Here is a 23,407-nt window from a genome sequence, read left to right as displayed (position 1 = left end):
CTATGGCATCCCCCCATCTGTCGCTCATCAGGGAAAACCGACGCTCCGAGGCTCCCCTATGCGGCACGGTGAAGATCGCCGGCACGAAAAGAGATCGTCCCTTCTCCTCGGGCAAGAAATATCTTGAAGTGAAAGCAGGCTCCGGAAAACCCGGAAAAACTTGCATTCCGCTTTGGACCCGAAGCATCGATGCGCGGGAGCAAGGGCAGGTCTTCTGGCTCGTCTCGCCCCGGGCTGTCTTCCCGCCCCCGGAAGGAGACAGTGACTGTTCGGATCGCCCGACGCATGGAAAGAGACTTACAGCTGCGGGTACAGCTCCGGATTCCGAGCACGGCTCTTCACCGGATTCCCTATTGAGGCTTCTTCGCCGAGGCGAAACGCCACCCTTACCCGACGAGACAAAGTTAAACACTTTTTTCTATCGGACAACCTTTTCGACGACCGATTTTCATCCGCCCGGCGAAACGCCGGCACGAGGGAACGCTCTCCCGAGCAGCAAGGCACGCGCAGTCCGGGCATGCCCGGACTGCGACGAGCCGAACCGCTCCATCATTACCATGCCACTCCATCGCCGCTTATTTACTCTATCGTACCGTTCTGTCGCCCCTACTACCGGATCCGAAGTCTTCCGAGCCCGTCTCGTTCTGCCGGAGCGAATCCCTATCCCTGCCCAACCCCGCAACAAGCATCGGCGGACAATAGCCGCCCGGACTTACCGGCTCCGTACGGAAGACTTCGCCGGCGAAAACCGCCGGAGCCAAGACGAAACGAACGACGCACCGGCCGAAAACGAGAATCGACCGATCAAACGAAAGCGGCAAGCCCCGGTGAGGCCTGCCGCTTTCGTCAGGGGCGAACCCGCCCCGTACATATTTTTACATACCGTACGCGAGCAGCGAGATCTGGTCGTACACGACACTCAGGATACCCAGCAGCAGAATGCCCGCGCTACAGGCCACGAGGCTCACGCGCGTATAGCCGTCGCTGCGGAACGACTCGATCGGCGTATCGTTTTTGTTGATGAACATCGCCTTGACCACGAGCAGATAGTAGTAGAGCGAAATGATCGTATTGAGCAGCGCGATCAGCACCAGAATATAGTAGCCCTGCTGGGCGGCTGCGGCGAAGATGAAGAACTTGCTGAAGAAGCCCGCGAAAGGCGGTATTCCGGCCAGCGAGAACATAGCCAGCGTCATCACGAGGCTCAGCTTCGGATGCGTCGCATAGAGGCCGTTGTAATCGGCTATCGTCAGCTTGCCTGTCCGGTTCTCGATCACGCCGATCACGCCGAAGGCGGCCAGATTCGACACCATGTAGACGAGCACGTAGTACACGAGCGAGGTCATGCCGAGAGCCGTCCCGCCGATCACGCCGAGCATGATGTAGCCGGCCTGCGAGATCGACGAATAGGCCAGAAAACGCTTGAGATTCTTTTGGCGGATCGCGAACAGGTTCGCCAGCGTGATCGTCACGACGATCACGCCGTAGAGAATGCCCTGCCACTGCGCGGCGATCGGAGCGAACACCTTGATGAGAATCGTCATCAGCACGAACACGGCCGATCCCTTGGATATAACCGAGAGATAGGACGTAACCGGCGTCGGGGCGCCTTCGTAGACATCCGGCGTCCACTGATGGAACGGCACGAGCGAAATCTTGAAGAACAGCCCTACGGCGAAGAACACGAACGCCATGATCTGGAGCGGCGAACCGGTAACGGTCGCCGGAATGTCGTCGAAATAGAGCGTTCCGGTCGTACCGTACAGCAGCGACATGCCGTAAAGCGACAGGCCCGAAGCGAATACCGCGTTCAGGATATACTTGGCTCCCGCCTCGGCCGACTTGTGCCGGTACTTGTCGAACGCGACGAGCGTCGCCATCGGGATCGAGGCCGTCTCCAGACCGATGAAGAAGAACAGGAAGTTTCCCGCCGAGATCATGAAATACATGCCCAGCAGCGTGGTCAGCGTCAGGAAATAGAACTCGCCCCGCTTATGAACGGTCGACTCGCCCGCGAGCCATCCGCCGGCCTGCATCAGCACGATCAGCGTTCCGATGTTCAGAATACTCTTGACCACGCTCATCATCGGCGTGTACTGGTACATGCCGCCGAACGCTTCGCCCGCAGCGCCGGGAACGAGATTCAGCAGCGTATGGACACCCACCAGCACGCAGGCTACCGGCTGAAAATAGCGCAAAGCCTTCTTCGAGGCGCACAGGTCGTATAGCAACAGGACGACTATCACTGCGATCAGCGACAGCTCCTCTTTCATCATCAGAAAATTGCTGTAATCCATAACGAATTATCGGGTTAATTGTTCAATAACGGGGATCAGGCTGTAACTGATCATGTCGGATACCCACAGCGGAACCATGCCCAGCCCGGCGATGGCCACGATCAGCGTAGCTACCGAGAAGCGCTCGGAGAAAGTCGCGTCGGTCAGCTTCAGGTGCTCGGGATTCTGCACCGCGCCGTAAAGCAGCTTGCCCACCATGCGCAGCACATAGACGGCCGTGATGACGATCGACGTCGTAGCCAGAATCGTGAAGAATCGGTGGAAAGTGTCGGTATGCTCGAACGATCCGACGAAGACGGTCATCTCGGCCACGAAACCGCTGAGACCCGGCAGGCCCAGCGACGCCAGTCCGGCGATCACGAAGCAGACGCCCAGAAACGGCATCACCCGCATCAGGCCGCCCATCTCGCGGATGTCGCGGGTGTGCGTGCGACCGTAGATCATACCGATCAGCGCGAAGAACAGGGCCGTCATCAGACCGTGCGACAGCATCTGCAGCACGGCGCCGGTCATCGCCGTTTGGTTCAGCATCAGGATAGCGAACAACACCAGGCCGCAGTGGCTCACCGACGAGTAGGCATTGATATATTTCAGATCGGTCTGCTTAATGGCCGAAAGCGCGCCGTAGACGACGCTCGTGCCGGTCAGGATCAGGAAAATCCACGACAGCTCGTTCGCAGCCTCGGGCATCAGGAAAATCGCCACACGGAAGCAGCCGTAGCCGCCGAGCTTCATCAGCACGCCGGCATGCAGCATCGAGACGGCCGTCGGAGCCGAAGCATGACCGTCGGGCGACCACGTATGGAACGGGAACATCGCGCCGAGCACGCCGAAGCCGACAAACGTGAGCGGGAAAAACAGGTACTGCGCGCTCATCGGGATCGTATGCTCGGATATCTCGAGGATGTTCATCGAAAGCTGCCCACCCTCGGGAGCCGAATGGAAATAGATGCCCAAAATGCCCACCAGCAGCAGGGCCGATCCGCCCATCAGCATCAGCGTCAGCTTCATGGCCGAGTATTCCTTGCGTCCCGTACCCCATACGCCGATGAGCAGGTACATCGGAATCAGCGCAACCTCGTAGAACAGGAACATCGTGAACAGGTCGATCGAGATAAAAAAGCCGAATACGCCGATCGACAGCAGCGAGAACCACGCGAAATACTCGCGCGGCATCACGGCCATCTTCCACGAAGCCAGCACCCCGGTAAAGACGATGATCGACGAGAGCAGCAGCATGGCCACCGATATGCCGTCGACGCCGACCGAATAGTGTATGTTCAGCGGAGCGTACCAAACCGCGTCGGCCGTGTAGAGCATCTCGGCCGTATTGCCCGACGCCCGCTCGCCCAAAAACAGGACGGTCAGCGCGACGGCCAGAGCCAGCAGCATCGAGGCCCCCGTCATCATCACCGTCCGCACGGTCCTCGCGTTCGACGTGCAGAACATCGCGCAGGTCATCAGCACCGGAATCAGTACAAACAAAGATAAGAAATTCATATCCGTCAATTTATTTTAGTCAAAAAACCAGTACCAGCACGGTGATGACCACCGTTCCGAGCAGGAACACGAAGGCATATTGCTGAATCTGACCGGACTGAAGACCGCGCACGGCCACCGACATCCGGTTCGTGACATAGGCCAGACCGTCCATCGCGCCGTCGATCACATGACGGTCGAACCAGGCGATCGAGCGGGATATGCAGTTGAAAATGATCTTCTTGGTGACGAACAGATACACCTCGTCGATATAGAAGCGATGGCTCGCGGCCCGGTGCAGCCCGCTGAAAGAGCGTTCCAGACGGTCGGGAATCGGGCTGTGCTTGCGGTAGAAGGCCGTGGCGATTCCGATCGCCACCAGAGCGATCGCGACGCTGGTTCCGGCGACCGCCCAGTCGATATGGATGATATAGTCCTCGCCGTTGCTGCTGACGAATTTGCCGAACGGGATGAAGCCGGCCACGCAAGTAACGGCCGCGAGAACGACCAGCGGAGCGGCCATCGATCGCGGAGCCTCGTGCGGCTCGTGCTCGTGCTCGGCGGGCGTCGCCCAAAAGATGTTGTAATAGAGACGGAACATGTAGAAGGCCGTCAGACCGGCCGTCAGGCTCATCCACCAGCCCAGCGGCGTGCTGAACTCGAACGTGGCGGCCAGAATCTCGTCCTTGCTGAAGAATCCCGAGAACGGAGGAATGCCGGCGATAGCGAGGCAGGCGATCAGGAACGTGATGTGCGTCACGGGCATCTGCTTGCGCAAACCGCCCATGCGGCTCATCTCGTTGCTGTGCACGGCATGGATAATGGCTCCCGCGCCGAGGAACAGCAGCGCCTTGAACATCGCGTGCGTGAACAGGTGAAACATGCCGGCCATGTAGCCGAGCCCCTCGTGTCCGCCGTAGCCCGACACGCCGAGAGCGACCATCATGAAACCGATCTGCGAAATGGTCGAGAACGCGAGCACGCGCTTGATATCGGTCTGCACGCAGGCGATCACCGCGGCGAACAGCGACGTGAATGCGGCCAGATAGGCGATGCCGTGCAACACCTCGGGAGCCTCGAAATAATAGACGGGGAACAGCCGGGCCACCAGATAGACGCCGGCCACGACCATCGTTGCGGCATGGATCAGCGCCGATACCGGCGTCGGGCCCTCCATCGCATCGGGCAGCCAGATATGCAGCGGGAACATAGCCGACTTGCCGGCTCCACCGATGAAAATCAGCGCCAAGGCCCATGCGATCACCGAGCCTCCCATGAAAGTCAGGCCCGGCATCTGCGAGAACACGCTGCCGTCGCCCGAAGTCAGCAGCCCGAAGTCGAACGTGCCGGTGAAGAACGAAAGCAGCAGGATGCCGATCAAGAAAAACAGGTCGGCGAAGCGCGTGACGATAAACGCCTTTTTCGAGGCGGCGATCGCCTCGGGCTTCGTATAGTAGAACCCGATCAGCAGGTAGGACGAAACGCCCACCAGCTCCCAGAAGATATACATTTGGAAAATGTTCGTCGCCACGACCAGCCCGAGCATCGAGCAGCTGAACAGCGACAGGAAGGCGTAATAACGCTCGAAACCCCGCTCGCCCTTCATGTATCCCATGCTGTAAATGTGGACCATCAGCGAAACGGTCGAGATGACGATCAGCATCATCACCGAGATCGGGTCGAGCAGCACGCCCAGATCGATATGCAGCTTGTCGGTGAAGCGCAGCCACTCGAAGTTCAGCGGAACGAGCTTCTGGTAGACTCCGTCGATCTTGGCCGTCGTGAAGTACTGCCAGGCCGTCGCATAGGAAAGCGCCGCGGTGACGCCCATCGACAGCGTGCCCGCCAGCCCCGACGCGCAGGGCCCGAGCCTCTTGCCCAGCAGGCCGAGCACGAAGAACGTCAGCATCGGCAGCAGCACGATAAGTACAGTGTATTCCATATTGAATGTCTTTTGTTTTCGATTCCTTACGGGTTGCGGACGAAAGCCCGAGACGGCCTCCGCCCGGAGACACCTCCTAATCCTTCAGTTCGTCGAGGTTTTTCACTTCGATGTTGCGCAGATTGCGGTAAATGTTGATGATGATCGCTATGGCGACGGCCGTTTCGGCCGCGGCGATCGCTATGGCGAACAGCGTGAAGAAGAAACCTTCGAGCTGTCCGGGAAACAGATAGCGGTTGAACACGGCGAAATTGATATCCACCGCATTGAGGATCAGCTCGATCGAAATGAGCACGGCGATCAGGTTACGCCGCGTGATGAATCCGTACACGCCGGCGAAAAACATCACGGCGGCCAGAATCAGGTAATATTCCATTCGTACTTCCATGGCTCTACTTCCGTTTACGTGCGATTAACAGCCCTCCGACGATGCAGGCCAGCAACAGCACGCTGACCGCCTCGAAAGGCAGCAGATATTGGTATTTCCCGGTTCCCATCAGCGTATGCCCGATCAGGTGCATGTCGATCTCCCCTTCCGTAAAGGCCGAAGGAGCGAACGAGTGGGTCAGCAGCAGGAAAAGCGTCAGCGCGACGCCGGCCAGCGCGGCGACGAGGCCGGCTCCGATCCTGCGGTTGCGCAGTGAGGCTTTCCTCTCTTCGTCGGAACTCGTCAGCAGGATCGAGAAGACGTACAGCACGACGACGCCGCCCGCGTAGATCAGCAGCTGCACGGCTCCGAGAAACGAGTAGTTGAGCTGAAAATAGATGCCGGCCGTCGCGAACAGCACGAACAGCAGGTATGTGGCCGCACGCAGAATCCGCTTGGTCGTGACGGTCAGAACCGAGAAGACGAGGATCACCGCGGCGAGAAAGGCGAAACCGGCCTGTTGTAGGGTAATTTCCATGTCCGTCTATTTTTTTTCAAGAGTTGAACCTTCCGAATTGAGCTGCCGAACCAGCTTGCCGCGCGTGAAAACCGCATGCTCGAAAGCGGTGTCGAACTCGATCGCGTCGTGCGGGCAGCTGCGCACGCAGAGCTGACAGTAAAGGCAGCTTCCCAGATCGTACTCGTAGCGCACGAGCACTTTTTTCTTCTTGCCCTGCTCGTCCTCGACCGTCTCGGAAACGACCCGGATCGAATCGTTCGGACAGTTCATCTGGCAAATGCCGCAGGCCACGCAGCGATGCTCGTTGCGGTCGTTGTGCTTCATTACGAGCTGTCCGCGGAACCGGTCGAACATTTTCAGCGTGTCGCGGTTCTCGGGATACTGCTCGGTCGTCTTCTTCCGGAAAAAGACCCGCAGCGTCGTCCGCATTCCGACCAACAGCGAGCGGAGTCCCGAAAAAAAGGAAGTGATATATTGCTTAAATCCGTTCATGTCCTATTTCTTTATTCAATCAAACACCGGAAATCTAAAAATGGAACCCGGAAACGACGATTACGACCATCAGCAGCAGGTTCAGCAGGTTGATCGGCACCAGGTACTTCCATTCCAGACGCAGCAGCTGGTCGATTCTCAGGCGCGGGAAAGTCCACTTGAACCACATGATGATGAAAATCACGACGGCGACCTTCAGGAAAAACCAGACGGGCGACGGCAGAAAGTCCATGACGGCGTTGAACGAATCCCAGCCGGCGATGTGGAGCGGCATCCATCCGCCCAGAAACAGCGTCGTCGCCACCCCGGCCACGATAAAGAGGTTCAGGTACTCGGCCAGGTAGAAGAAGCCGAAGTGCATGCCCGAATACTCCGTATGATAACCGGCCGTCAGCTCCGAGTCGGCCTCGGGCAGGTCGAAAGGCCCCCGATTCGTCTCGGCCGTACCGGCTACCAGATAGATCACGAAAGCGATGATCGCGGGAACGTGTCCCGTAAAGAGGAACCAGCCGTCGGCCTGACGCTCGACGATCTCGGAAATCTGCATCGTGCCGGCGAAAACGACCATCGTCATGATAGCCAGCCCGATCGAAAGCTCGTAGCTGATCATCTGCGCGCCGCTTCGCATCGCGCCGATCAGCGAGTACTTGTTGTTGCTCGACCAGCCGGCCAGCAGGATTCCGACGATGCCGATCGACGAAACCGCCATCAGGAAGAAGATGCCGACATTGAAGTCGAGCACCTCGAGCCCCTTGCCGAACGGCAGGCAACCGAAAGCGAGCACCGAGGAGATGATGACGACGAAAGGCGCCAGATTGAACAGGAAACGGTCGATGTGATCGATCGGAATCAGCTCCTTGATCAGCATCTTGATCATATCGGCCACGCTCTGCACCGTACCGTAGGGCCCTACCCTGTTCGGCCCCAGTCGGCACTGGAAAAAGGCGCAGACCTTGCGCTCGACGTAAATCAGCGCCAGCGCGATGACCGCATAGAGCAGCAACAGGCACAGCCCGATCAGCACGCACTCGACGAGCGTGGCTCCCCACGAGGGCAGCCAGGCGTTCAGCGTATCGTGCACCCAGCCCGTCACCGCGTTGAAATCAATACTGTCGGTATAGGTATTCAATAACATGCGTTTGGATTTTTAGTCGTTATTACCTGTCGATATCGGGTACCACGTAGTCGAGCGAGCCGCCGATGGCGATCAGGTCGGCGATCTTGTTTCCTCTCGAAAGCGTATCGACCACATTGACCAGCGGCAGCCCAGTCGAGCGGAATTTCACGCGGTAGGGCATCTTGTCGCCCCGGCTCTCGAGATAGACGCCGAACTCGCCCCGGCTGGCCTCGACGCTCGCCCAATAAGCCCCCTCCGGCACGCGGATGATCGGCTTCGTCTTGACGGCGTAGTCGCCCTCGGGGATGTTATCGATCAGCTGCTCGAGAATGTGCAGCGACTCGCGGATCTCGTCCATGCGGACCATGTAACGGTCGAACGTGTCGCAGCCCGTGCGGATGCACTCTTTGAACTCCACGCGATCGTACACGCCGTAGGGATGCAGCTTGCGCACGTCGCAGCTCCAGCCCGACGCGCGGCCCGACGGCCCCGTGACGCCGTAGGAGATAGCGTCCTCCTTGCTCAGGATACCGATGCCCTTCATGCGCTGCTGCGCGATCACGTTGCCGGTGAACACCTCGTCGTACTCCTTGAGCATGCCGGGCAGATAGGCGATGAACTTCTTGATCCGCCCGACCAGATCGGGATGGATATCGGCCATGACGCCGCCGATCACGTTGTAATTCTGGATCAGGCGGCCGCCGGTCGTCTCTTCCAGCATGTCGAGAATCAGCTCGCGGTCGCGGAATCCGTAGAAAAACGCGGTCAGCGCGCCGAGGTCCATGCAGAACGTCGACCAGAACAGCAAATGGGACGAAAGGCGCTGCAATTCGTCCATGATCGTCCGGATATACTGCGCGCGCTCGGGAACCTCAATACCCATCGCGCGCTCGATGCACATGCACAGCGCGTGACGGTTCTGGTGAGCCGACAGGTAGTCGAGCCGGTCGGTGAGCGCAAGCATCTGCGGATAGGTCAGGCTCTCGCACATCTTCTCGATTCCGCGATGAATATAACCGCAGTGCGGATCGACCTTCTTGATGATCTCGCCCTCGAGCGAGACGCGGAAATGGAGCACGCCGTGCGTAGCCGGGTGCTGCGGTCCGATGTTGACGACATATTCCGAGTCGTCGAACAGCACGTTCTCGCCCGCTTCGATCCGGCCGTCCTTCTCGACGAGCGTCGGCGCCGAATCGGTCATCGGCTCGCTCTCGAGACGGATCGGATTGATCTCGGGCGAAGCGTCGTAATCCTTGCGCAGCGGGAATCCGACCCAGTCGCTGCGCAGATAGAGCCGGCGCATGTCGGGATGGCCTACGAAGCGAATGCCGAAAAAGTCGTACGCTTCCCTCTCGTTCAGGTTGGCCGTCTTCCATATATCCGACACGGTCGGAAGCTCGGGATTTTCCTTTTCGGCCGTCGAGGTCTTCAGCACGATCTCGCTGCCCGACGCCGTCGAGCGGAGGTGGTAGACTACGCCGAGCGTATCGCCCCAGTCCATGCCCGTCAGGCTGACCAGAAAGTCGAACTGCATCCGGGGATCGTTTCTGAGTTCCAGCGCCGCGGCCCGCAACTCCGAGGCCGGAACGGTCACCGTCAGCGGCTCGCTCTCGGAAAACTCGGCCGACGGCGCCTTGGACGCCAATATCTCTCTTATGTTATTCATGGGTTGCATCATTGTCTGCGGTTACTTTTTTCTCCTTTCTGTTCACGCCGCCGAAGAAATGCTCGGCTTTCACCTTGCGCTGCAACTGCATCATGCCGTAGAGCAAAGCCTCCGGACGCGGGGGGCACCCCGGCACGTACACGTCGACGGGAATGATCTGCTCGACCCCTTGCAACACATGGTACGACTTTTTGAACGGCCCGCCGGAAATGGCGCAAGCGCCCATCGCGATCACGTACTTCGGCCCGGCCATCTGATCGTAAAGGCGTTTGAGCACCGGAGCCATCTTGTGCACGATCGTCCCGGCCACGACGATCACGTCGGCCTGACGCGGGCTGGCCCGCGTCACCTCGAACCCGAACCGGGCGAAGTCGTAGCGGGCGGCTCCGACGGCCATGAATTCGATGCCGCAGCAGCTCGTAGCGAAAGTAAGCGGCCACAGCGAGTTACTGCGTCCCCAGTTGATCAACTGATCGAGCTTGCCGACCACGACATTCACGCCGTTGGCGCGCAACTCCTCGATGTATTCATTGTCATTGAACGCATCGTATTTCATCGATTTGATGTTGACTCCCTTTATTTCCATTCCAAAGCTCCTTTCTTCCATGCGTAAGCCAATCCCAGAACCAGAATCAGCATAAAGAACAGAATGTTGAACAGTCCTGCGACGCCGACTTCGCGGACGATCACCGCCCACGGAAACATGAACATCGCCTCGACATCGAAAATCAGGAACAGGATCGCGAACAGGTAGTAGCCGACCTTGAACTGCATCCACGACTTGCCCCGCGTCGGTATGCCGCATTCGTAGGCCTCCCCTTTCTGCCCGTTGAAGGACCGGGGCGAGAGCAGGTAGTCGAGCCCCCAAGCCGCTACGACCAGAAACACGGCCGTCAAGATAACGACCAGAAATAACGTCAAATCCATAGCATCAACCGTTTTTGACAAATCAAAAATGCTTATAAAAAGCGCGGGAATCATGCGATTTATAAGCGGGAATAGGGTAAAGAGTAAAAAACGATGCAAAAATAGCGTAAAATGTGAATAGAAAAAAATCTATTCTTTTTTTTATCGGTTCGCCGGCCATTTTTTGCTTTTCGCTTTCCCGGCAGGCACTTTCCAACAAGCATACGGTAGCAGTCCGCAGGAAAAGCAACCGACGGAAATACGACCGGCCAAAACATTCCATGCCGACAAGACGCTCGGGAAATACCTGCCGGTCGATCATCCCGGAACCGCACCCGACGGTCATACGGATAAGGCACACCCCGGCCGGAACGACATGATACGAGCCGGGAACAACATCTGCCGGCCGTTCCGGCACGGAAATACCGTATCCGTTACGGCGAAACGGCCCGGTTCGCACCGGAAAACCGAGCCAAAGAATCGGGGGGAGACCGGCCGCACCCGGCTTATGTTTTCCGCATGGCGTTCCTGTACGAAGCGGGTACGGCACGGTCTACCGAAACACGAGTCCGGAAATACCCCGACGACGGAATCACCCACCGAGCAGACGGCACCACAGCAACCGCTGCCGGCCTATCCTTTCCCTAAACGCAAGCGCCGCCCGCACGAATGTGCGGGCGGCGCCGTAAATCCTCGCTCAACAGCGAGACGTTACATCAGACCGCCGGTCGTTACTGTCTCAGATTGCCGGATATGGCGGTCGCCATCGCATCGTCCGGAGCCATGCCGAGGATCAGGTCGCAATATTTGAGCGAATTATCCTTGTCTTCCTGCAAGTAATAATAATACGCCATATAGCGGTAAGCCTCCAGAAGCTGCTTGGGGTTCTTCTCGGAGTCGATCAGTTCGATCGCCTTCTCGTAATAAGGTTTGGCCAGACCGGCGGTCGACAGGTGGTCGATCACCGAATTGGCGCGAGCCCGCCAGAAGTTGCCCATATAGCTGTCGGGAACCCGCTCGGCCACATAGCCGAACAGGCTGTCGGCAGCCAGCGCGTAAGGCATCATCTTCAGCGAATCGGCCTCGGAAAGCGGCGTATTGTCCTGAGGCAGGAAAGCCGAAGCCGCAATGTAATAGGTCTGACCGAGGCTGAAATAATCCGCGATCTTCACCTCTTCGCCACCCTTCCGAATGTAATCGGTATAGTACGAAATCGCCTGATCGGTCAGGTTTGCCTTTTCAGCCACCTCGGCCATCTCCTTGTAAAGAGCCACGTTGGCCGTATCTTTGGCGATCGCGTTCTCGTATTGAACCAACGCTTCGGCAGCCATATTGTTCTTGCCCAGTACGCGTGCGTAATACAGATAGTCCCGACCGATCAGCGAAGTCGTATCGGTGTTCTGCATCATCTTCTGAGCCAGCTCGAGGCTCTTGGCGAAATCGCCCTTGTCGTAGGCGATGTACATATTCAGACGCTGCATGACGGGATTCTCGGGAGCACGGGCCGATACGCGGTCGATAATCTGCTGGGCCTGCTCGTGCTCGCCGCTGAAGAACAGGATCGACGCATAACGCGAAAGGTCGTCGATATCGGACGTCTCCGGAGTGATGTACTTCGAATAGGCGTCGGCCGCGTTCTTGAACTGGTTGTTCTCATAGTAAACGGACGCCAGGTCGCGGTAGGCGATCGTGTATTCCGGATCGAGCGCGATCAGTTTGTTGAGCATGTCGATGGCGAGCTGAGGATTCATACGGGCATAAATCCGTGCGTACTTCAGATACGCTTCCTTGCACTGGTCGTCGAAATAGATCGCCTGCTCGTAGCTGGAAGCCGCATCCCCGATCTTTCTATCGGCGGCCAGCAGATCGCCCTCCAAAATATAGATGTCCGGCGACTTGGGGCCCACCTCCTTGGCCTTGGCCAGATACTCCTCCACCTTGGCTTTTCTCGCCGGGTCGGTCATGTAGGCACGGGCGATCGCCACGAAAATGGCAGGGTTCTTCTTGTTCTTGCCCGTCGTGAAGCCGGCCAGCACCTTGTCTACATCGGGCGTGGCAGCCAGATCGAGCTTGATCTCGCCGATCGTATTGAACACGTACTCGGGATCGGCGACCAATCCCTGCTTATAGCAATAGGCGGCCGAATCCTTCATGTTCTCGGCGGCATAGATCTCGCCCAGATAGTAATAGGCCTCCGCCTTGTCCGTCTTTCCGCTCTGGATGTTCTCGAACAACGCCTTCTTCGCATAGCTGTACATTCCGGCCTTGTAGTAGTCAATCCCTTTGTCGTTGTTGTCGGCAAAGAGGGAAGTCGCCCCGGCCATCAAAACGAGGGACAAAATCGAAATTTTCACGTTCATCATTCAAATAAAACTTTATGTTCAGATTATAAATTATCTCTCACGTTGACGATCCGCACGTTCTGCGTAGCGGGCATCAGACCGGCCCGCAGGATGATCCGCTGTCCCCGGTCGGAAGCGAGAAAAGTGGAAAAGCCCGAAGCCAGTCCGCTGCGAGGGTCGGTCAGGATCACGTACACGTCGCGCATGAGCGGATAGTCGCCCAAGGCCATGTATGCCTGAAAGGGCTTGTAGCTGTTCTGCTCGGTCGCCTTCTCCTCGCGGCTCACGGCCATCACGGTCACGCGGTCCGAGAAGCTCAGGTTCGTCGAATCGCTCTCGCTGCCGACCCAGCTGACGCCGATCACGCCGATGGCCGATGGGGATTGGGCGACGAAATCGATCACTTCCGCATTGCTTTTCTGAGCATGGAGCGATCCGGCCAACGGCCTGCCCCGGCAAATCGAGTCGATCGCATAGCGGACCGTGCTCGAGTTCGGATTGTCGAACACGAGCTGCAGCTTGCCCAGCTTGGAGCCGGGGTAGAGCTCGCTCCACTCGGTCACCTCGCCGGTCAGAATGCGCGAAAGGTCCTTCAGCGAAATGATCGAATCGGGATTCTGGCGGTTGACGATCAACGCGATCGCATCGCTCGCGACCTTGAACTCTTTCGGAAAGAACTTCTTCTCCTCCAGACCGGCCTTCTCTGCATCGGTCAGCCGCCGCGTCGAAACGGTCAGCCGGACGCTGTCTTTCAGCAGCAGATTGATCGCATCGACCTCGCTCGCATAGATCGGATCGATTCCGGCCATCGTGTATATGCTTTCGAAAACATCGATCTCCTGCTGAACGATCCGCCGGAAGCTTTCGTCGGCACTGATCGAAATGAAGCCAGAGGTGGCCGTATCCGTATACTTGTCCTTCGTCTGACGGCCGCGACACGCGAAAAGAGCGAGACCCGAGGCCAACAGTACCGCATAAACCGATAACCGATCGAACTTCGACATATAGCGTTATTTTATAGAATCTTTATACTGACGGTAAGCTCGGAAAATACCGTACAGAAAAAAAAGGACTCCCATCCCATAGCGTAGCGGAGCCGAAATCTTCTCTACAAATATAGGGGAAAATATCATAATGTATGCCATCCCCAAATAAAATAATATCATGAACAGACCGAAAACGTAAAAAAACGGATTGGGTTTCGGCTTCCTGTCCCCGGGCTTGCGCGTGTCCATATTCGAGCGATTAAAAGATTACGACAGTAGAAAAAACGATATGCCTTACCGTAGCGCCCCGCCGGATTCCGATGCTCCCGGCTTTCCTGCCCGCGATTTCCTCCGGATAAAAGGATTCGGGCAGGGTCGGCTCGGATATGCGGTCCGCGGCCACGAACCGCGAGCGACGGATATAAAACGGCCGGATCCGAATATCCGGCGCACGGCAGTATACGATCGTCGGATAAAACATACCGGAGCCCTGCTTAAATCGATAGGATTAAACAGGGCCCCGGCCAATAGAGGTTTTTACTGTTCCGCGAGCTGGAATTTCACAGGAGCCACAAAATATACGGACACGCTGTTACCGTTTTGCTTTCCGGGAATCCAGTTGGGCATCGACTTGATCACCCGTACGGCTTCCTCGTCGAGGGAGCGGTCAACGGGACTGAGCACTTCGATGTTGCGGATCGATCCGTCCTTCCACACGGCGAAACGGACGACAACCGTACCCGAAATGCCGTTCTCGGCGGCGATGGGAGGATAGCGCAGATTCTTCGCCAGAAATTCCTGCAGCGCGGCCGGACCGCCCGGGAACTGGGGCATCTGCTCGGCAACCGTAAAGATTTCCTCCACTTCCTCCTTGGGCTTTTCCTGAGCTACCTCGCGCAGGTCGGCGATATCCTGTCCGTGAATCTCGTCGTTACCCTTCACGTCGGCGATCGAGATGGCCACCTTCGACTGGGTCACTTCATCCTGCGTCTTCATCTCTTCCTCCTCGGGCACTTCCTCGTCCTTCTTGATGACGGGCGCGGTGAACTTCAACGAGCTCTTCAACGGGGGAGGGGGAGGCGCATCGGGCTTCTTGAACTCTTCCTGCTTCACTTCTGCGGGGGGAAGTTTCGACAGAGTGGTGACCTCCGTCATCTTCTCCTCGGCTTCCTTCTTCGGAGCGACGAAACGAATGATCGAGGGAAGCAGAATCACAACGATCGCCAGAATGGTAACGATCAGCATCGCCTTGTTGTGGCGAGCGGCCGAGTCCCTACGCATCTCATAGGCGCCGAAGTCATGATTCTTGCCTTCGAAAACTAATTCGCACCATTGCTTCGAATTCAAATCAATATTGTTCATTTCCTTTCGATTTAATGTGTACTTATTAGTTTACCTGTCGATATTCTTCGTCAACTCGCCCTTCTGCTCGTAGTTATCGAGCAGGAACTTGTCGCCGTCGGTAATGTCCACGATCGCATACCTGCTGATGTTGCAGATCTGCATCTCGTCCAACGCGTCGATCAGATTCTTGTAGCTCGACTCGTCGGTTCCCTTGATAACGACGGTCGGGGCGTTCTTGTCCTTCTTGATTTCAGCGGCCTGCTCCTTGAACTGCTCCTCGGTGATCTTTTCGTCCTTCTTCTGCTGCTTCAGATCGTTGATGCGGGCGGTAACCTCCTTGTTACGGTCCAGCAGCATCGCGCGAAGGCCCTCCGGACTGTAATCCGTCTCCTTGAGCGAAGTGTAGTCCTCGTAATTGGGCTCTCCGAAGTAGTAATAGACCTTGTCGTCCGCACCCAGAAGCAGAGTAACGGCCTGCGAAGCCTTGATCTTCGTCTGCTCCTCCTCCGTCACTTTATCGTTGGTCGGCATACTGATCTCCATGGTCTGAGGCTTACTCAGAGAGGTACAGAGCATGAAGAACGTGATAAGAAGCATGTTCATGTCCACCATCGGGGTGAAGTCGACCCGAACGGAGAACTTCTTCTGCTTGCTCTTACCCGTCTTACCGCTGCTTTCTTGTATTTCAGCCATAATAGTTAATGTTGTATGACGACAGCTTATTCTTCAGGGGCAACGACCTTCAACGAGGTGATCAGGTTGTAACGGTTCTCCCTGATATCCTGAAGCGATGTCATGATTGTTTTAATTTCCGGATACGGAGTCGTCTGATCGGCCTTGATGGCGATCCGAAGATTGCGGTTCTGCTCCCGGGCGCTCTTAACCCACACCTTGAACTGATTGTCCGTGCTGTCGGTCGGAATGCCGAGCTCCTTGAGCGTCGCGTCCTGCTCGTCCTCGGAAAGCGCCAGAAAAGCCTTCATTTGGCTGATAGGCACTCCGAACGAATTGGCCAGACGGAACTTGTTGATCTCTTCGGGAGTGAACGTTATTCCGTATTCCTCGCCTACTTTCTTAAGGACTTCCACACGGTCCTCCTGCTTGTCCAGCGTCATGAAAACCTTTCCCTGAGGATCGACCAGAATCTGGAGGATATCGCTCTCGGGAATCTTGATCTCGGAGACGGAGCCCGGCGTCGTGACGGTGACGGGTTCCTTCTGGATGAAGGTCGAGGTAAGCATGAAGAAAGTAAGCAAAAGTACAGTCACATCACTCATCGCGGTCATGTCGATGAATGTGCTCTTCCTTTTTACTTTTACTTTAGCCATAATAGCGAGACGTAGTTTTGACGTGGATTATTTGTGCGTTGCAGCGTAAGTCTGAACAATGGTAAATCCTACTTCGTCGATGCTATAGGTAAGCTTGTCGATTTTGCTGGTGAAATAGTTGTACGAAATAACGGCCAACGCACCGGTGGCGATACCGAAAGCGGTGTTCACGAGGGCCTCCGAGATACCGGCGGACAGAGCGACCGAGTCGGGCGATCCGGCATTGGCCAGAGCGGCGAACGACTTGATCATACCGATCACGGTTCCGAGCAGACCGGTCAGCGTACCCAGCGTGGTCATCGTCGCGATCACGACCAGATTCTGTTCCAGCGTCGGAAGCTCCAGCGCGGTAGCCTCGTCGAGCTCCTTCTGGATATTCATCAGCTTCTGATCCTTGGCCAGCGTGGTGTCTTTCTCCATCTCCTCGTACTTGGTCAGCGCGGAGTATACGACGCTCGCCACCGAACCCTTCTGCTTAACGCACAGTTCGCGAGCCTTCTCCACGTCGCCGCCGTTCAGAGCGTCCTTCACGTTCTTGACGAACTTCACCACGTTGCCCTTACCCTTAGCCTTGCCGATGGCGAAAGCACGCTCGATGCTCAGTACGAGCACGGTGAGCAGCAGCGTCTGGATAACGGGCACGATCACGCCGCCCTTATAAATAGTACCCAGCATGTTGCCCGGCAGCGGGTGGTTGTTGGGGTCGTTGTTCATGAAGTTCGCGGGATTGCCCAACACGAAATGAAAGATGCAGACGGCCAGAATGAAGCAGCAAAGGATCACGAGGAATGCTGACTTAATGCCTTTTGCCTGTTTGAAGTTTACTGACTTGGCTTCCATAATAAAAATAGTTTTGAGTTTTGTTTAAAGGTTTGAATTCTTATTTGAAATTAACGTTTGGTTCGTGTTTGCGCGGCCGGCTCACCTTCCTCGCCGTCCGCCCGGCGGCAAGCCTCCGGTTTTCATATAGCAAGCCCAAAAGTATTAAATATTTTCAAACATAGCAAAAAAAACTATCCTTTTTACATTTAATTAAATCGCGAAACAACAGCGTGGACGCCGCCTCGGACCGACTTACGCCATAACTTCCAACCCGGTAAGACCGCCGCGCCCACCTTCAGCAAAAAAAAGCGAAAACGGCGGCTTTTTACACCCGAAACGCCTGCGACAAAAAACGATCTTTCGGGCGGGGATATTGCATCCGCGCTTCGGGAAACTTCACGACCCGCCCCCAAAAGAAAGCCTTCCTTAAGCAACGGACCGACACAGACAGAAAGCACGGATTCCGTTATCCACGGCGAAACCGACCCTAAGGCCGGTCATTCGTCCGAAGTCAGAGCGGCCTTTCGTAACGGAGGCAGTAACGGACAAAACGCCCGGAACAAAAATTAGGAAGTCAGGCCCCGACGGCGAACGGAAACCACGCGCCGAAAGGAAGGCTCGCAACGAGACAAATTACGACGACCGTCCGGGAAAATCGGCAGAAACCTTCCCCAGCGAGCCGTAATTCAAACAATATTTTCTACCTTTACTTCGTTTTCCGGTCCGTTGGCCGGTTACGCAACCCGAACGAACGATGACGAAAGAAAGATTCGACCTGCTCCTGATCGGAATGGTCGCCCTGGCTGCGGTCGTTTTCGCAGCGCTCTATTTTGTCCGGGCCGGATACGGCCTGCTACGCGACGGCCGCTGGGGCCCGAAAATCGACAACCGGATCGGATGGATCCTGATGGAGGCCCCCGTATTTCTGGCTATGACGGCGCTGTGTCTGTGCTCGCCGAGACGGAACGAAGCGGCCCCGCTGGTCTTTTTCGCCCTGTTCCAGCTCCACTATCTGCACCGGGCCTTCATCTACCCGATGCTGTTCAAGAGCCGTAGCGCGATGCCGCTGGGCATCGTCGCCATGGGCATCGTATTCAACCTGCTGAACGCCTGCATGCAAGGCGGCTGGATATTTTACGTCGCGCCGGAAGGCTACTACACGAACGAGTGGCTGCTCTCGCCGCAGTTCCTCGCCGGAACGGCCGTCTTCTTCGCCGGCATGGCGATCAACATCCATTCGGACCGGATCATCCGCCGCCTGCGCAAACCGGGCGACACGGCCCACTACCTGCCTCGGGGCGGAATGTTCCGCTACGTTACGTCGGCCAACTACTTCGGCGAGATCGTCGAATGGACCGGCTTCGCCATACTGACGTGGTCGGCCTCGGGAGCGGTGTTCGCGCTGTGGACCTTCGCCAACCTGGTCCCGAGAGCGGATGCGATCTACAAGCGCTACGCCGAGCTGTTCGGAGACGAACTGCGCAAAGAGCGGCGCAAGCGCGTCATTCCTTTCATATACTGATCCGCAACAAACATACGTCGAATCGCATAACTTTCGTTTTTACCATGAAAGAATCCGTATTGTTCACCCCCGGCCGGATCGGACCGCTGACCTTGCGCAACCGTACGATCCGCGCAGCCGCGTTCGAGGGCATGTGCGACGGCAACTCGCCGACGGACATGCTGTACGAATATCACCGCAGCGTCGCGGCCGGAGGCATCGGCATGACGACGCTCGCCTATGCCTCGGTCACGCGCAACGGGCTGTCGTTCCCTCACCAGCTGTGGCTGCGGCCCGAGATCGTCCCCGGTCTGCGGCGCATCACCGACGCGATCCACCGCGAGGGAGCCGCCGCCGGTATCCAGATCGGCCACTGCGGCAACATGTCGCACCGCGCGATCTGCGGCTGCACGCCGATCTCGGCCTCGTCGGGCTTCAACATCTACTCCCCCACCCTCGTGCGAGGCATGCGCACGAGCGAAATCGCCGACGTGGCCCGCGCTTTCGGCACGGCCGTAAACCTGGCCCGCGAAGCAGGGTTCGACTCGGTAGAAGTGCACGCCGGGCACGGATACCTGATCAGCCAGTTCCTGTCGCCTTACACGAACCGCCGCAAAGACGAATACGGCGGCACGCTCGAGAACCGGATGCGTTTCATGGACATGTGCCTCGGCGAGGCGCTGACGGCGGCCCGGGACGACATGGCCGTCGTCGTGAAGACGAACATGCGGGACGGATTCCGGGGCGGACTCGACCTGGACGAATGCCTCGAGGTGGCCCGCCGCATCGAGCGGAACGGAGCCCACGCGCTGGTGCTCAGCGGAGGATTCGTCAGCCGGGCGCCGATGTACGTGATGCGCGGCTCGATGCCGCTGCGCTCGATGACATATTACATGAAGCAACTGTGGCTCAAGGCCGGAGTGCGGGCCGTCGGGCGCTGGATGATCCCCGACGAGCCGTTCCGCGAAGCCTATTTCCTCGACGACGCGCTGCGATTCCGCGAGGCGCTGAAGCTCCCGCTCGTCTACGTCGGAGGGCTCGTATCGCGGAGCAAGATCGACGAAGTGCTCGGCCACGGGTTCGAGTTCGTCGCCATGGCCCGGGCGCTGATCCGCGAACCGGATTTCGTGAACCGGATGAAAGAGACGGGCGAGGAACGCTGCGACTGCGACCACACGAACTACTGCATCGCCCGGATGTACTCGCGCGAAATGGCCTGCTACCGCAACGTGCCGGACCTGCCGCCCTGTCTGAAACGCGAAATCGAACGAAAAACGAAGCGGCCATGAGCTCGAGCGAACGAACGGATCGGGCTACGGCCCTGATCACGGGCGCCAGCTCGGGCATCGGCTACCAGTACGCCCGGCAGCTGGCCGCGCGGGGCTACGACCTGCTGATCGTCAGCAACGACGCCGAAGGCATCGCGAATTCCGCCGCCGAAATACGGAAGCAATACGGCGTGCGAGTCTCGCCCCTGTACCGCGACCTGTCGGCCGAAAATGCAGCCGAAGACCTGTATCGCTATTGCGAAGACGAGCGGCTCGACGTCGAGGTGCTCGTCAACAATGCCGGCGTTTTCTTTTTCGACGACCTGGCACGGGTCGATTCCCGGCGGATCGAACTGATGCTGCGGCTGCACGTACGGACGACGACGCTGCTTTGTCACTATTTCGGCCGATCCATGCAGGCACGAGGCCGAGGCTACATTCTTAATATGTCGTCCATGTCGGCATGGATGCCGTTTCCCGGCATTTCGGTCTACGCAGCGACGAAAAGCTACCTGAGGACGCTGTCGCTGGCGATCCGCAACGAGCTGTACGATCGCGGAGTCCGCGTTACGGCGGTCTGTCCCGGAGCCGTGGCCACCGGGTTGTACAATCTCAGCGAGCGTTATCAGCGACTGGCATTGCGGCTCGGCATCATGATGACGCCCGAAAGGCTCGCTCGCAAAGGGCTGCGCGCGCTGTTCTCGGGCCGCCGCCGCACGGTGCCGGGATTCGTCAACCGCGTCTTCGTTCCGCTGGCGGGCCTGATACCCGGACCGATCGTGCGGCTCATCAAGCGAAAAGCGAAATTCTACCGCTATGGACGATAAGGGACTCTACATCGTGACCGGCGCGACCGGAGGCATAGGCCGGGCTCTGACCGAAGGGCTCTGCCGCAAGGGCTTGCGAGTCGTGATGGCCTGCCGGAATATGGAAAAGGCGGAAGCGGTCCGGCAAGGAATCATGCGGTCGGGAAGGGCGGGAAACGGAGAAATAACGGTCCGCACGCTCGACATGGCTTCGCTCGGATCGATCGGACGTTTCGCCGAGGAACTTCGATCGGAAGGGGCCGAAATCGCAGCGCTGGTCAACAACGCCGGCGTGATGAGCGCCCGTTTCGGCCTGACCGCCGACGGAATCGAGCAGTGCATGGGCGTCAACTACGTGGGGCCCTACGCATTGACCCGGCTGCTGCTGCCGATGATCGCGGACGGGGGACGGATCGTCAATACGCTGTCGGTCACCTACCGCATCGGCCGGATCGGTCCCCGACTTTTCGAGCCCGAGCCGCAACGGTACGAACGTTTCAGGAGCTACGGCTCGTCGAAGCTGGCGCTGCTGCTGTTCACGCTCGAGCTGGCCCGGCGAACGGCGGGACGCATCGGCGTCTACGCGGCCGACCCGGGCGTGGTCGACACGGGCATGATTACGATGCACCGATGGTTCGACCCGCTGACCGACCTGCTGTTCCGGCCGCTGATCAAGAGTCCTGAACAGGGAGCCCGGACAGCGCTGGCTCTGGCGACGGGCGACCTGCCGGACGAACGGCAGGCGCTGTACTGGGCCGGCATGAAACCCAAGCGAGTCGCCCATCCGGTAACCTGCCATCCTTGCAGGCAGGCCCTTTGGGAACAGACCGAGCGACTCGTCGAAAAGTCAGGCATCAAATTCGCATAAGCGCCATGCGCTCCCAACCGATACGAATACATTCTACGAAACCATGACAATTTTACAACTGATCGCCGCGACCGAGGCCGTCGCGGACACAACGAAAAAAGCCGTTATCGAGCAGAAACTCGACATGCTGTCGCACATGTCGGCCCAAGACCTGATCAGCATGCTGATCAAAGACATCGTCAACTTCGGCCTGCGCATTCTCATCGCGTTGGTTCTGCTGGCCGTCGGCCGCTGGATCATCCGCTGGATCCGCCGGGCGATGCGCAACATGATGACCCGCCGCGAAGTGGACCCCTCGCTGAGAGGCTTCCTTTCGAGCATGGTCAACATCACGCTGACGCTCTTTCTGATCATTATCATCATCGGCATACTGGGCATCGACACGACTTCGTTCATCGCAGTGTTCGCATCGGCCGGTCTGGCCGTCGGCATGGCCCTGAGCGGAACGCTGCAAAATTTCGCAGGAGGAGTGATGATACTCATATTCAAGCCATTCAAGGTAGGAGACTTCATCGAGGCACAGGGACAGAGCGGCTCGGTCAAGGAAATCCAGTTGCTCAACACCGTAATCAACACGCCCGACAACAAGACGATCCTGATCCCCAACGGGAGTATTTCGACGGGTATCATCAACAACTATTCGAAGGAAGCCACCCGCCGGCTCGACTGGACATTCGGGATCGCATACGGCGACGACTACGACCGGGCCAAGAGAACGATACTCGAAATGCTCGAGGCCGATCCCCGCGTACTGAAGAGTCCTGCCCCGTTCGTCGCCCTGAACAGTCTGGGCGACAGCTCGGTCAATATCCTCGCCCGGGCATGGGTCTCCTCGGGCGACTATTGGGACCTTTTCTTCGATATGAACGAGCGGGTGTACAAGCGTTTCGCCGAGGTCGGTCTCAACATTCCGTTCCCCCAACTGGACGTGCACCTGAAAGACGAAACCAGGCCGGAAGAACCGAAGCGAACGGAATAACGCCCCCGTCACAGACGCAAAAAGGATGGTTTCGACCATCCTTTTTGCGTATCGAATTATATACTTACCCGTACCGGCTCCGGGTTTTCCAAATTCCGGCTTCCCGATGTGAAGCTCTCCGGCGAAGAAAATTCAGGATAAGAGCCTAATCGGATGCGCGTCCTGCGGTTGCCGACCGCGACCGCAGGACGTAAAAACTTCGGCAGCGAATACGCTTGGCACATGGAAGCATACGATCGTCTTTGCGTACAAAGCCATTCTATACGGCCGCCGGAGCGAATGGCCGGAACGCCGATCCGCCGGCTATCGCACATGGAACGACCGGCGAAAGACCGGCGGCGAACCGGCCTCAAAACGTCCCGTCATCGGGCATCCGG

At 57.8% G+C, this 23,407-nt stretch carries 21 protein-coding genes and 1 riboswitch; of the genes, 5 read left to right on the top strand and 16 right to left on the bottom strand.

Annotated features, from left to right (window positions below; genetic code table 11):
- Positions 1-187 precede the first annotated feature (187 nt).
- Positions 188-403: riboswitch (cobalamin riboswitch) on the bottom strand.
- 472 nt (positions 404-875) lie between these two features.
- The 16 genes from NQ491_RS10580 to NQ491_RS10505 form a co-directional block, all read right to left on the bottom strand.
- Positions 876-2,297, bottom strand: a complete 1,422-nt coding sequence (locus NQ491_RS10580) for an NADH-quinone oxidoreductase subunit N (protein ID WP_019245579.1) — start codon at positions 2,295-2,297, stop codon at positions 876-878.
- A gap of 6 nt (positions 2,298-2,303) precedes the next feature.
- On the bottom strand, positions 2,304-3,797 hold the full coding sequence (locus NQ491_RS10575; RefSeq protein WP_019245580.1) for a complex I subunit 4 family protein: 1,494 nt from the start codon (positions 3,795-3,797) through the stop codon (positions 2,304-2,306).
- A 19-nt stretch (positions 3,798-3,816) separates the two neighbouring features.
- Complete coding sequence (nuoL, locus tag NQ491_RS10570) at positions 3,817-5,718, bottom strand: NADH-quinone oxidoreductase subunit L (RefSeq protein ID WP_019245581.1); 1,902 nt, start codon at positions 5,716-5,718, stop codon at positions 3,817-3,819.
- A gap of 76 nt (positions 5,719-5,794) precedes the next feature.
- Positions 5,795-6,106, bottom strand: a complete 312-nt coding sequence (gene nuoK, locus NQ491_RS10565) for an NADH-quinone oxidoreductase subunit NuoK (RefSeq protein ID WP_034282824.1) — start codon at positions 6,104-6,106, stop codon at positions 5,795-5,797.
- A 4-nt stretch (positions 6,107-6,110) separates the two neighbouring features.
- A complete protein-coding gene (locus NQ491_RS10560) occupies positions 6,111-6,623 on the bottom strand; it encodes an NADH-quinone oxidoreductase subunit J family protein (RefSeq protein ID WP_019245583.1) in 513 nt (170 codons plus the stop codon).
- A gap of 6 nt (positions 6,624-6,629) precedes the next feature.
- On the bottom strand, positions 6,630-7,097 hold the full coding sequence (locus tag NQ491_RS10555; RefSeq protein ID WP_019245584.1) for a 4Fe-4S binding protein: 468 nt from the start codon (positions 7,095-7,097) through the stop codon (positions 6,630-6,632).
- Between the two features lie 34 nt (positions 7,098-7,131).
- On the bottom strand, positions 7,132-8,232 hold the full coding sequence (gene nuoH, locus NQ491_RS10550) for an NADH-quinone oxidoreductase subunit NuoH (protein WP_019245585.1): 1,101 nt from the start codon (positions 8,230-8,232) through the stop codon (positions 7,132-7,134).
- 22 nt (positions 8,233-8,254) lie between these two features.
- On the bottom strand, positions 8,255-9,880 hold the full coding sequence (locus NQ491_RS10545; RefSeq protein ID WP_019245586.1) for an NADH-quinone oxidoreductase subunit D: 1,626 nt from the start codon (positions 9,878-9,880) through the stop codon (positions 8,255-8,257).
- Complete coding sequence (locus NQ491_RS10540; RefSeq protein ID WP_019245587.1) at positions 9,873-10,466, bottom strand: NADH-quinone oxidoreductase subunit B; 594 nt, start codon at positions 10,464-10,466, stop codon at positions 9,873-9,875. The genes NQ491_RS10545 and NQ491_RS10540 overlap by 8 nt, the downstream gene beginning before the upstream one ends.
- Complete coding sequence (locus tag NQ491_RS10535) at positions 10,457-10,807, bottom strand: NADH-quinone oxidoreductase subunit A (RefSeq protein ID WP_019245588.1); 351 nt, start codon at positions 10,805-10,807, stop codon at positions 10,457-10,459. The genes NQ491_RS10540 and NQ491_RS10535 overlap by 10 nt, the downstream gene beginning before the upstream one ends.
- A 710-nt stretch (positions 10,808-11,517) precedes the next feature.
- Positions 11,518-13,149 (bottom strand): tetratricopeptide repeat protein, encoded by a 1,632-nt coding sequence (locus NQ491_RS10530; protein WP_019245590.1) that lies wholly within the window; start codon positions 13,147-13,149, stop codon positions 11,518-11,520.
- Positions 13,150-13,172: 23 nt separating this feature from the next.
- Entirely contained in the window at positions 13,173-14,132 is a 960-nt protein-coding gene (locus NQ491_RS10525) for a PstS family phosphate ABC transporter substrate-binding protein (RefSeq protein WP_019245591.1), read from the bottom strand.
- 519 nt (positions 14,133-14,651) lie between these two features.
- The gene (locus NQ491_RS10520; RefSeq protein ID WP_019245594.1) at positions 14,652-15,476 is read right to left on the bottom strand and encodes an energy transducer TonB; all 825 of its coding nucleotides are present in this window, start codon (positions 15,474-15,476) and stop codon (positions 14,652-14,654) included.
- A gap of 30 nt (positions 15,477-15,506) precedes the next feature.
- Positions 15,507-16,151, bottom strand: coding sequence for an ExbD/TolR family protein (locus tag NQ491_RS10515; RefSeq protein ID WP_019245595.1), 645 nt, complete (start codon positions 16,149-16,151; stop codon positions 15,507-15,509).
- Positions 16,152-16,177: 26 nt separating this feature from the next.
- Positions 16,178-16,786 (bottom strand): ExbD/TolR family protein, encoded by a 609-nt coding sequence (locus NQ491_RS10510; protein WP_026089599.1) that lies wholly within the window; start codon positions 16,784-16,786, stop codon positions 16,178-16,180.
- A 27-nt stretch (positions 16,787-16,813) separates the two neighbouring features.
- On the bottom strand, positions 16,814-17,626 hold the full coding sequence (locus tag NQ491_RS10505) for a MotA/TolQ/ExbB proton channel family protein (protein ID WP_019245597.1): 813 nt from the start codon (positions 17,624-17,626) through the stop codon (positions 16,814-16,816).
- A gap of 736 nt (positions 17,627-18,362) precedes the next feature.
- Between NQ491_RS10505 and NQ491_RS10500 the strand changes: the two genes are divergently transcribed.
- From NQ491_RS10500 to NQ491_RS10480, 5 genes are read left to right on the top strand one after another with little or no spacing between them, the layout of a single operon-like run.
- A complete protein-coding gene (locus NQ491_RS10500) occupies positions 18,363-19,130 on the top strand; it encodes a DUF1295 domain-containing protein (protein WP_019245598.1) in 768 nt (255 codons plus the stop codon).
- Positions 19,131-19,174: 44 nt separating this feature from the next.
- On the top strand, positions 19,175-20,398 hold the full coding sequence (locus tag NQ491_RS10495; protein WP_019245599.1) for an NADH:flavin oxidoreductase: 1,224 nt from the start codon (positions 19,175-19,177) through the stop codon (positions 20,396-20,398).
- Complete coding sequence (locus tag NQ491_RS10490; RefSeq protein ID WP_019245600.1) at positions 20,395-21,204, top strand: SDR family NAD(P)-dependent oxidoreductase; 810 nt, start codon at positions 20,395-20,397, stop codon at positions 21,202-21,204. Before NQ491_RS10495 ends, NQ491_RS10490 begins: the two co-directional genes overlap by 4 nt.
- Entirely contained in the window at positions 21,194-22,051 is an 858-nt protein-coding gene (locus tag NQ491_RS10485; RefSeq protein WP_019245601.1) for an SDR family NAD(P)-dependent oxidoreductase, read from the top strand. Before NQ491_RS10490 ends, NQ491_RS10485 begins: the two co-directional genes overlap by 11 nt.
- A gap of 43 nt (positions 22,052-22,094) precedes the next feature.
- Positions 22,095-23,030 carry a mechanosensitive ion channel family protein gene (locus tag NQ491_RS10480; RefSeq protein WP_019245602.1) on the top strand — a complete coding sequence of 312 codons (936 nt, stop codon included), beginning with the start codon at positions 22,095-22,097 and terminating at the stop codon, positions 23,028-23,030.
- Positions 23,031-23,407 lie beyond the last annotated feature (377 nt).

Source organism: Alistipes ihumii AP11 (assembly GCF_025144665.1).
Lineage (GTDB): Bacteria > Bacteroidota > Bacteroidia > Bacteroidales > Rikenellaceae > Alistipes_A > Alistipes_A ihumii.
This window is presented reverse-complemented; position numbering and strand designations above follow the sequence as displayed.

Excerpts from the sequence above, each read along its gene's own strand:
- NQ491_RS10525 (WP_019245591.1), bottom strand. The coding sequence starts at position 14,132 with ATGTCGAAGTTCGATCGGTTATCGGTTTATGCGGTACTGTTGGCCTCG.
- NQ491_RS10515 (WP_019245595.1), bottom strand. The coding sequence starts at position 16,151 with ATGGCTGAAATACAAGAAAGCAGCGGTAAGACGGGTAAGAGCAAGCAG.
- NQ491_RS10545 (WP_019245586.1), bottom strand. The coding sequence starts at position 9,880 with ATGAATAACATAAGAGAGATATTGGCGTCCAAGGCGCCGTCGGCCGAG.
- NQ491_RS10535 (WP_019245588.1), bottom strand. The coding sequence starts at position 10,807 with ATGGATTTGACGTTATTTCTGGTCGTTATCTTGACGGCCGTGTTTCTG.
- NQ491_RS10560 (WP_019245583.1), bottom strand. The coding sequence starts at position 6,623 with ATGGAAATTACCCTACAACAGGCCGGTTTCGCCTTTCTCGCCGCGGTG.
- NQ491_RS10490 (WP_019245600.1), top strand. The coding sequence starts at position 20,395 with ATGAGCTCGAGCGAACGAACGGATCGGGCTACGGCCCTGATCACGGGC.
- nuoH (WP_019245585.1), bottom strand. The coding sequence starts at position 8,232 with ATGTTATTGAATACCTATACCGACAGTATTGATTTCAACGCGGTGACG.
- NQ491_RS10505 (WP_019245597.1), bottom strand. The coding sequence starts at position 17,626 with ATGGAAGCCAAGTCAGTAAACTTCAAACAGGCAAAAGGCATTAAGTCA.
- NQ491_RS10495 (WP_019245599.1), top strand. The coding sequence starts at position 19,175 with ATGAAAGAATCCGTATTGTTCACCCCCGGCCGGATCGGACCGCTGACC.
- nuoL (WP_019245581.1), bottom strand. The coding sequence starts at position 5,718 with ATGGAATACACTGTACTTATCGTGCTGCTGCCGATGCTGACGTTCTTC.
- NQ491_RS10540 (WP_019245587.1), bottom strand. The coding sequence starts at position 10,466 with ATGGAAATAAAGGGAGTCAACATCAAATCGATGAAATACGATGCGTTC.
- NQ491_RS10530 (WP_019245590.1), bottom strand. The coding sequence starts at position 13,149 with ATGATGAACGTGAAAATTTCGATTTTGTCCCTCGTTTTGATGGCCGGG.
- NQ491_RS10580 (WP_019245579.1), bottom strand. The coding sequence starts at position 2,297 with ATGGATTACAGCAATTTTCTGATGATGAAAGAGGAGCTGTCGCTGATC.
- NQ491_RS10480 (WP_019245602.1), top strand. The coding sequence starts at position 22,095 with ATGACAATTTTACAACTGATCGCCGCGACCGAGGCCGTCGCGGACACA.
- NQ491_RS10520 (WP_019245594.1), bottom strand. The coding sequence starts at position 15,476 with ATGAACAATATTGATTTGAATTCGAAGCAATGGTGCGAATTAGTTTTC.
- NQ491_RS10555 (WP_019245584.1), bottom strand. The coding sequence starts at position 7,097 with ATGAACGGATTTAAGCAATATATCACTTCCTTTTTTTCGGGACTCCGC.
- NQ491_RS10500 (WP_019245598.1), top strand. The coding sequence starts at position 18,363 with ATGACGAAAGAAAGATTCGACCTGCTCCTGATCGGAATGGTCGCCCTG.
- nuoK (WP_034282824.1), bottom strand. The coding sequence starts at position 6,106 with ATGGAAGTACGAATGGAATATTACCTGATTCTGGCCGCCGTGATGTTT.
- NQ491_RS10510 (WP_026089599.1), bottom strand. The coding sequence starts at position 16,786 with ATGGCTAAAGTAAAAGTAAAAAGGAAGAGCACATTCATCGACATGACC.
- NQ491_RS10575 (WP_019245580.1), bottom strand. The coding sequence starts at position 3,797 with ATGAATTTCTTATCTTTGTTTGTACTGATTCCGGTGCTGATGACCTGC.
- NQ491_RS10485 (WP_019245601.1), top strand. The coding sequence starts at position 21,194 with ATGGACGATAAGGGACTCTACATCGTGACCGGCGCGACCGGAGGCATA.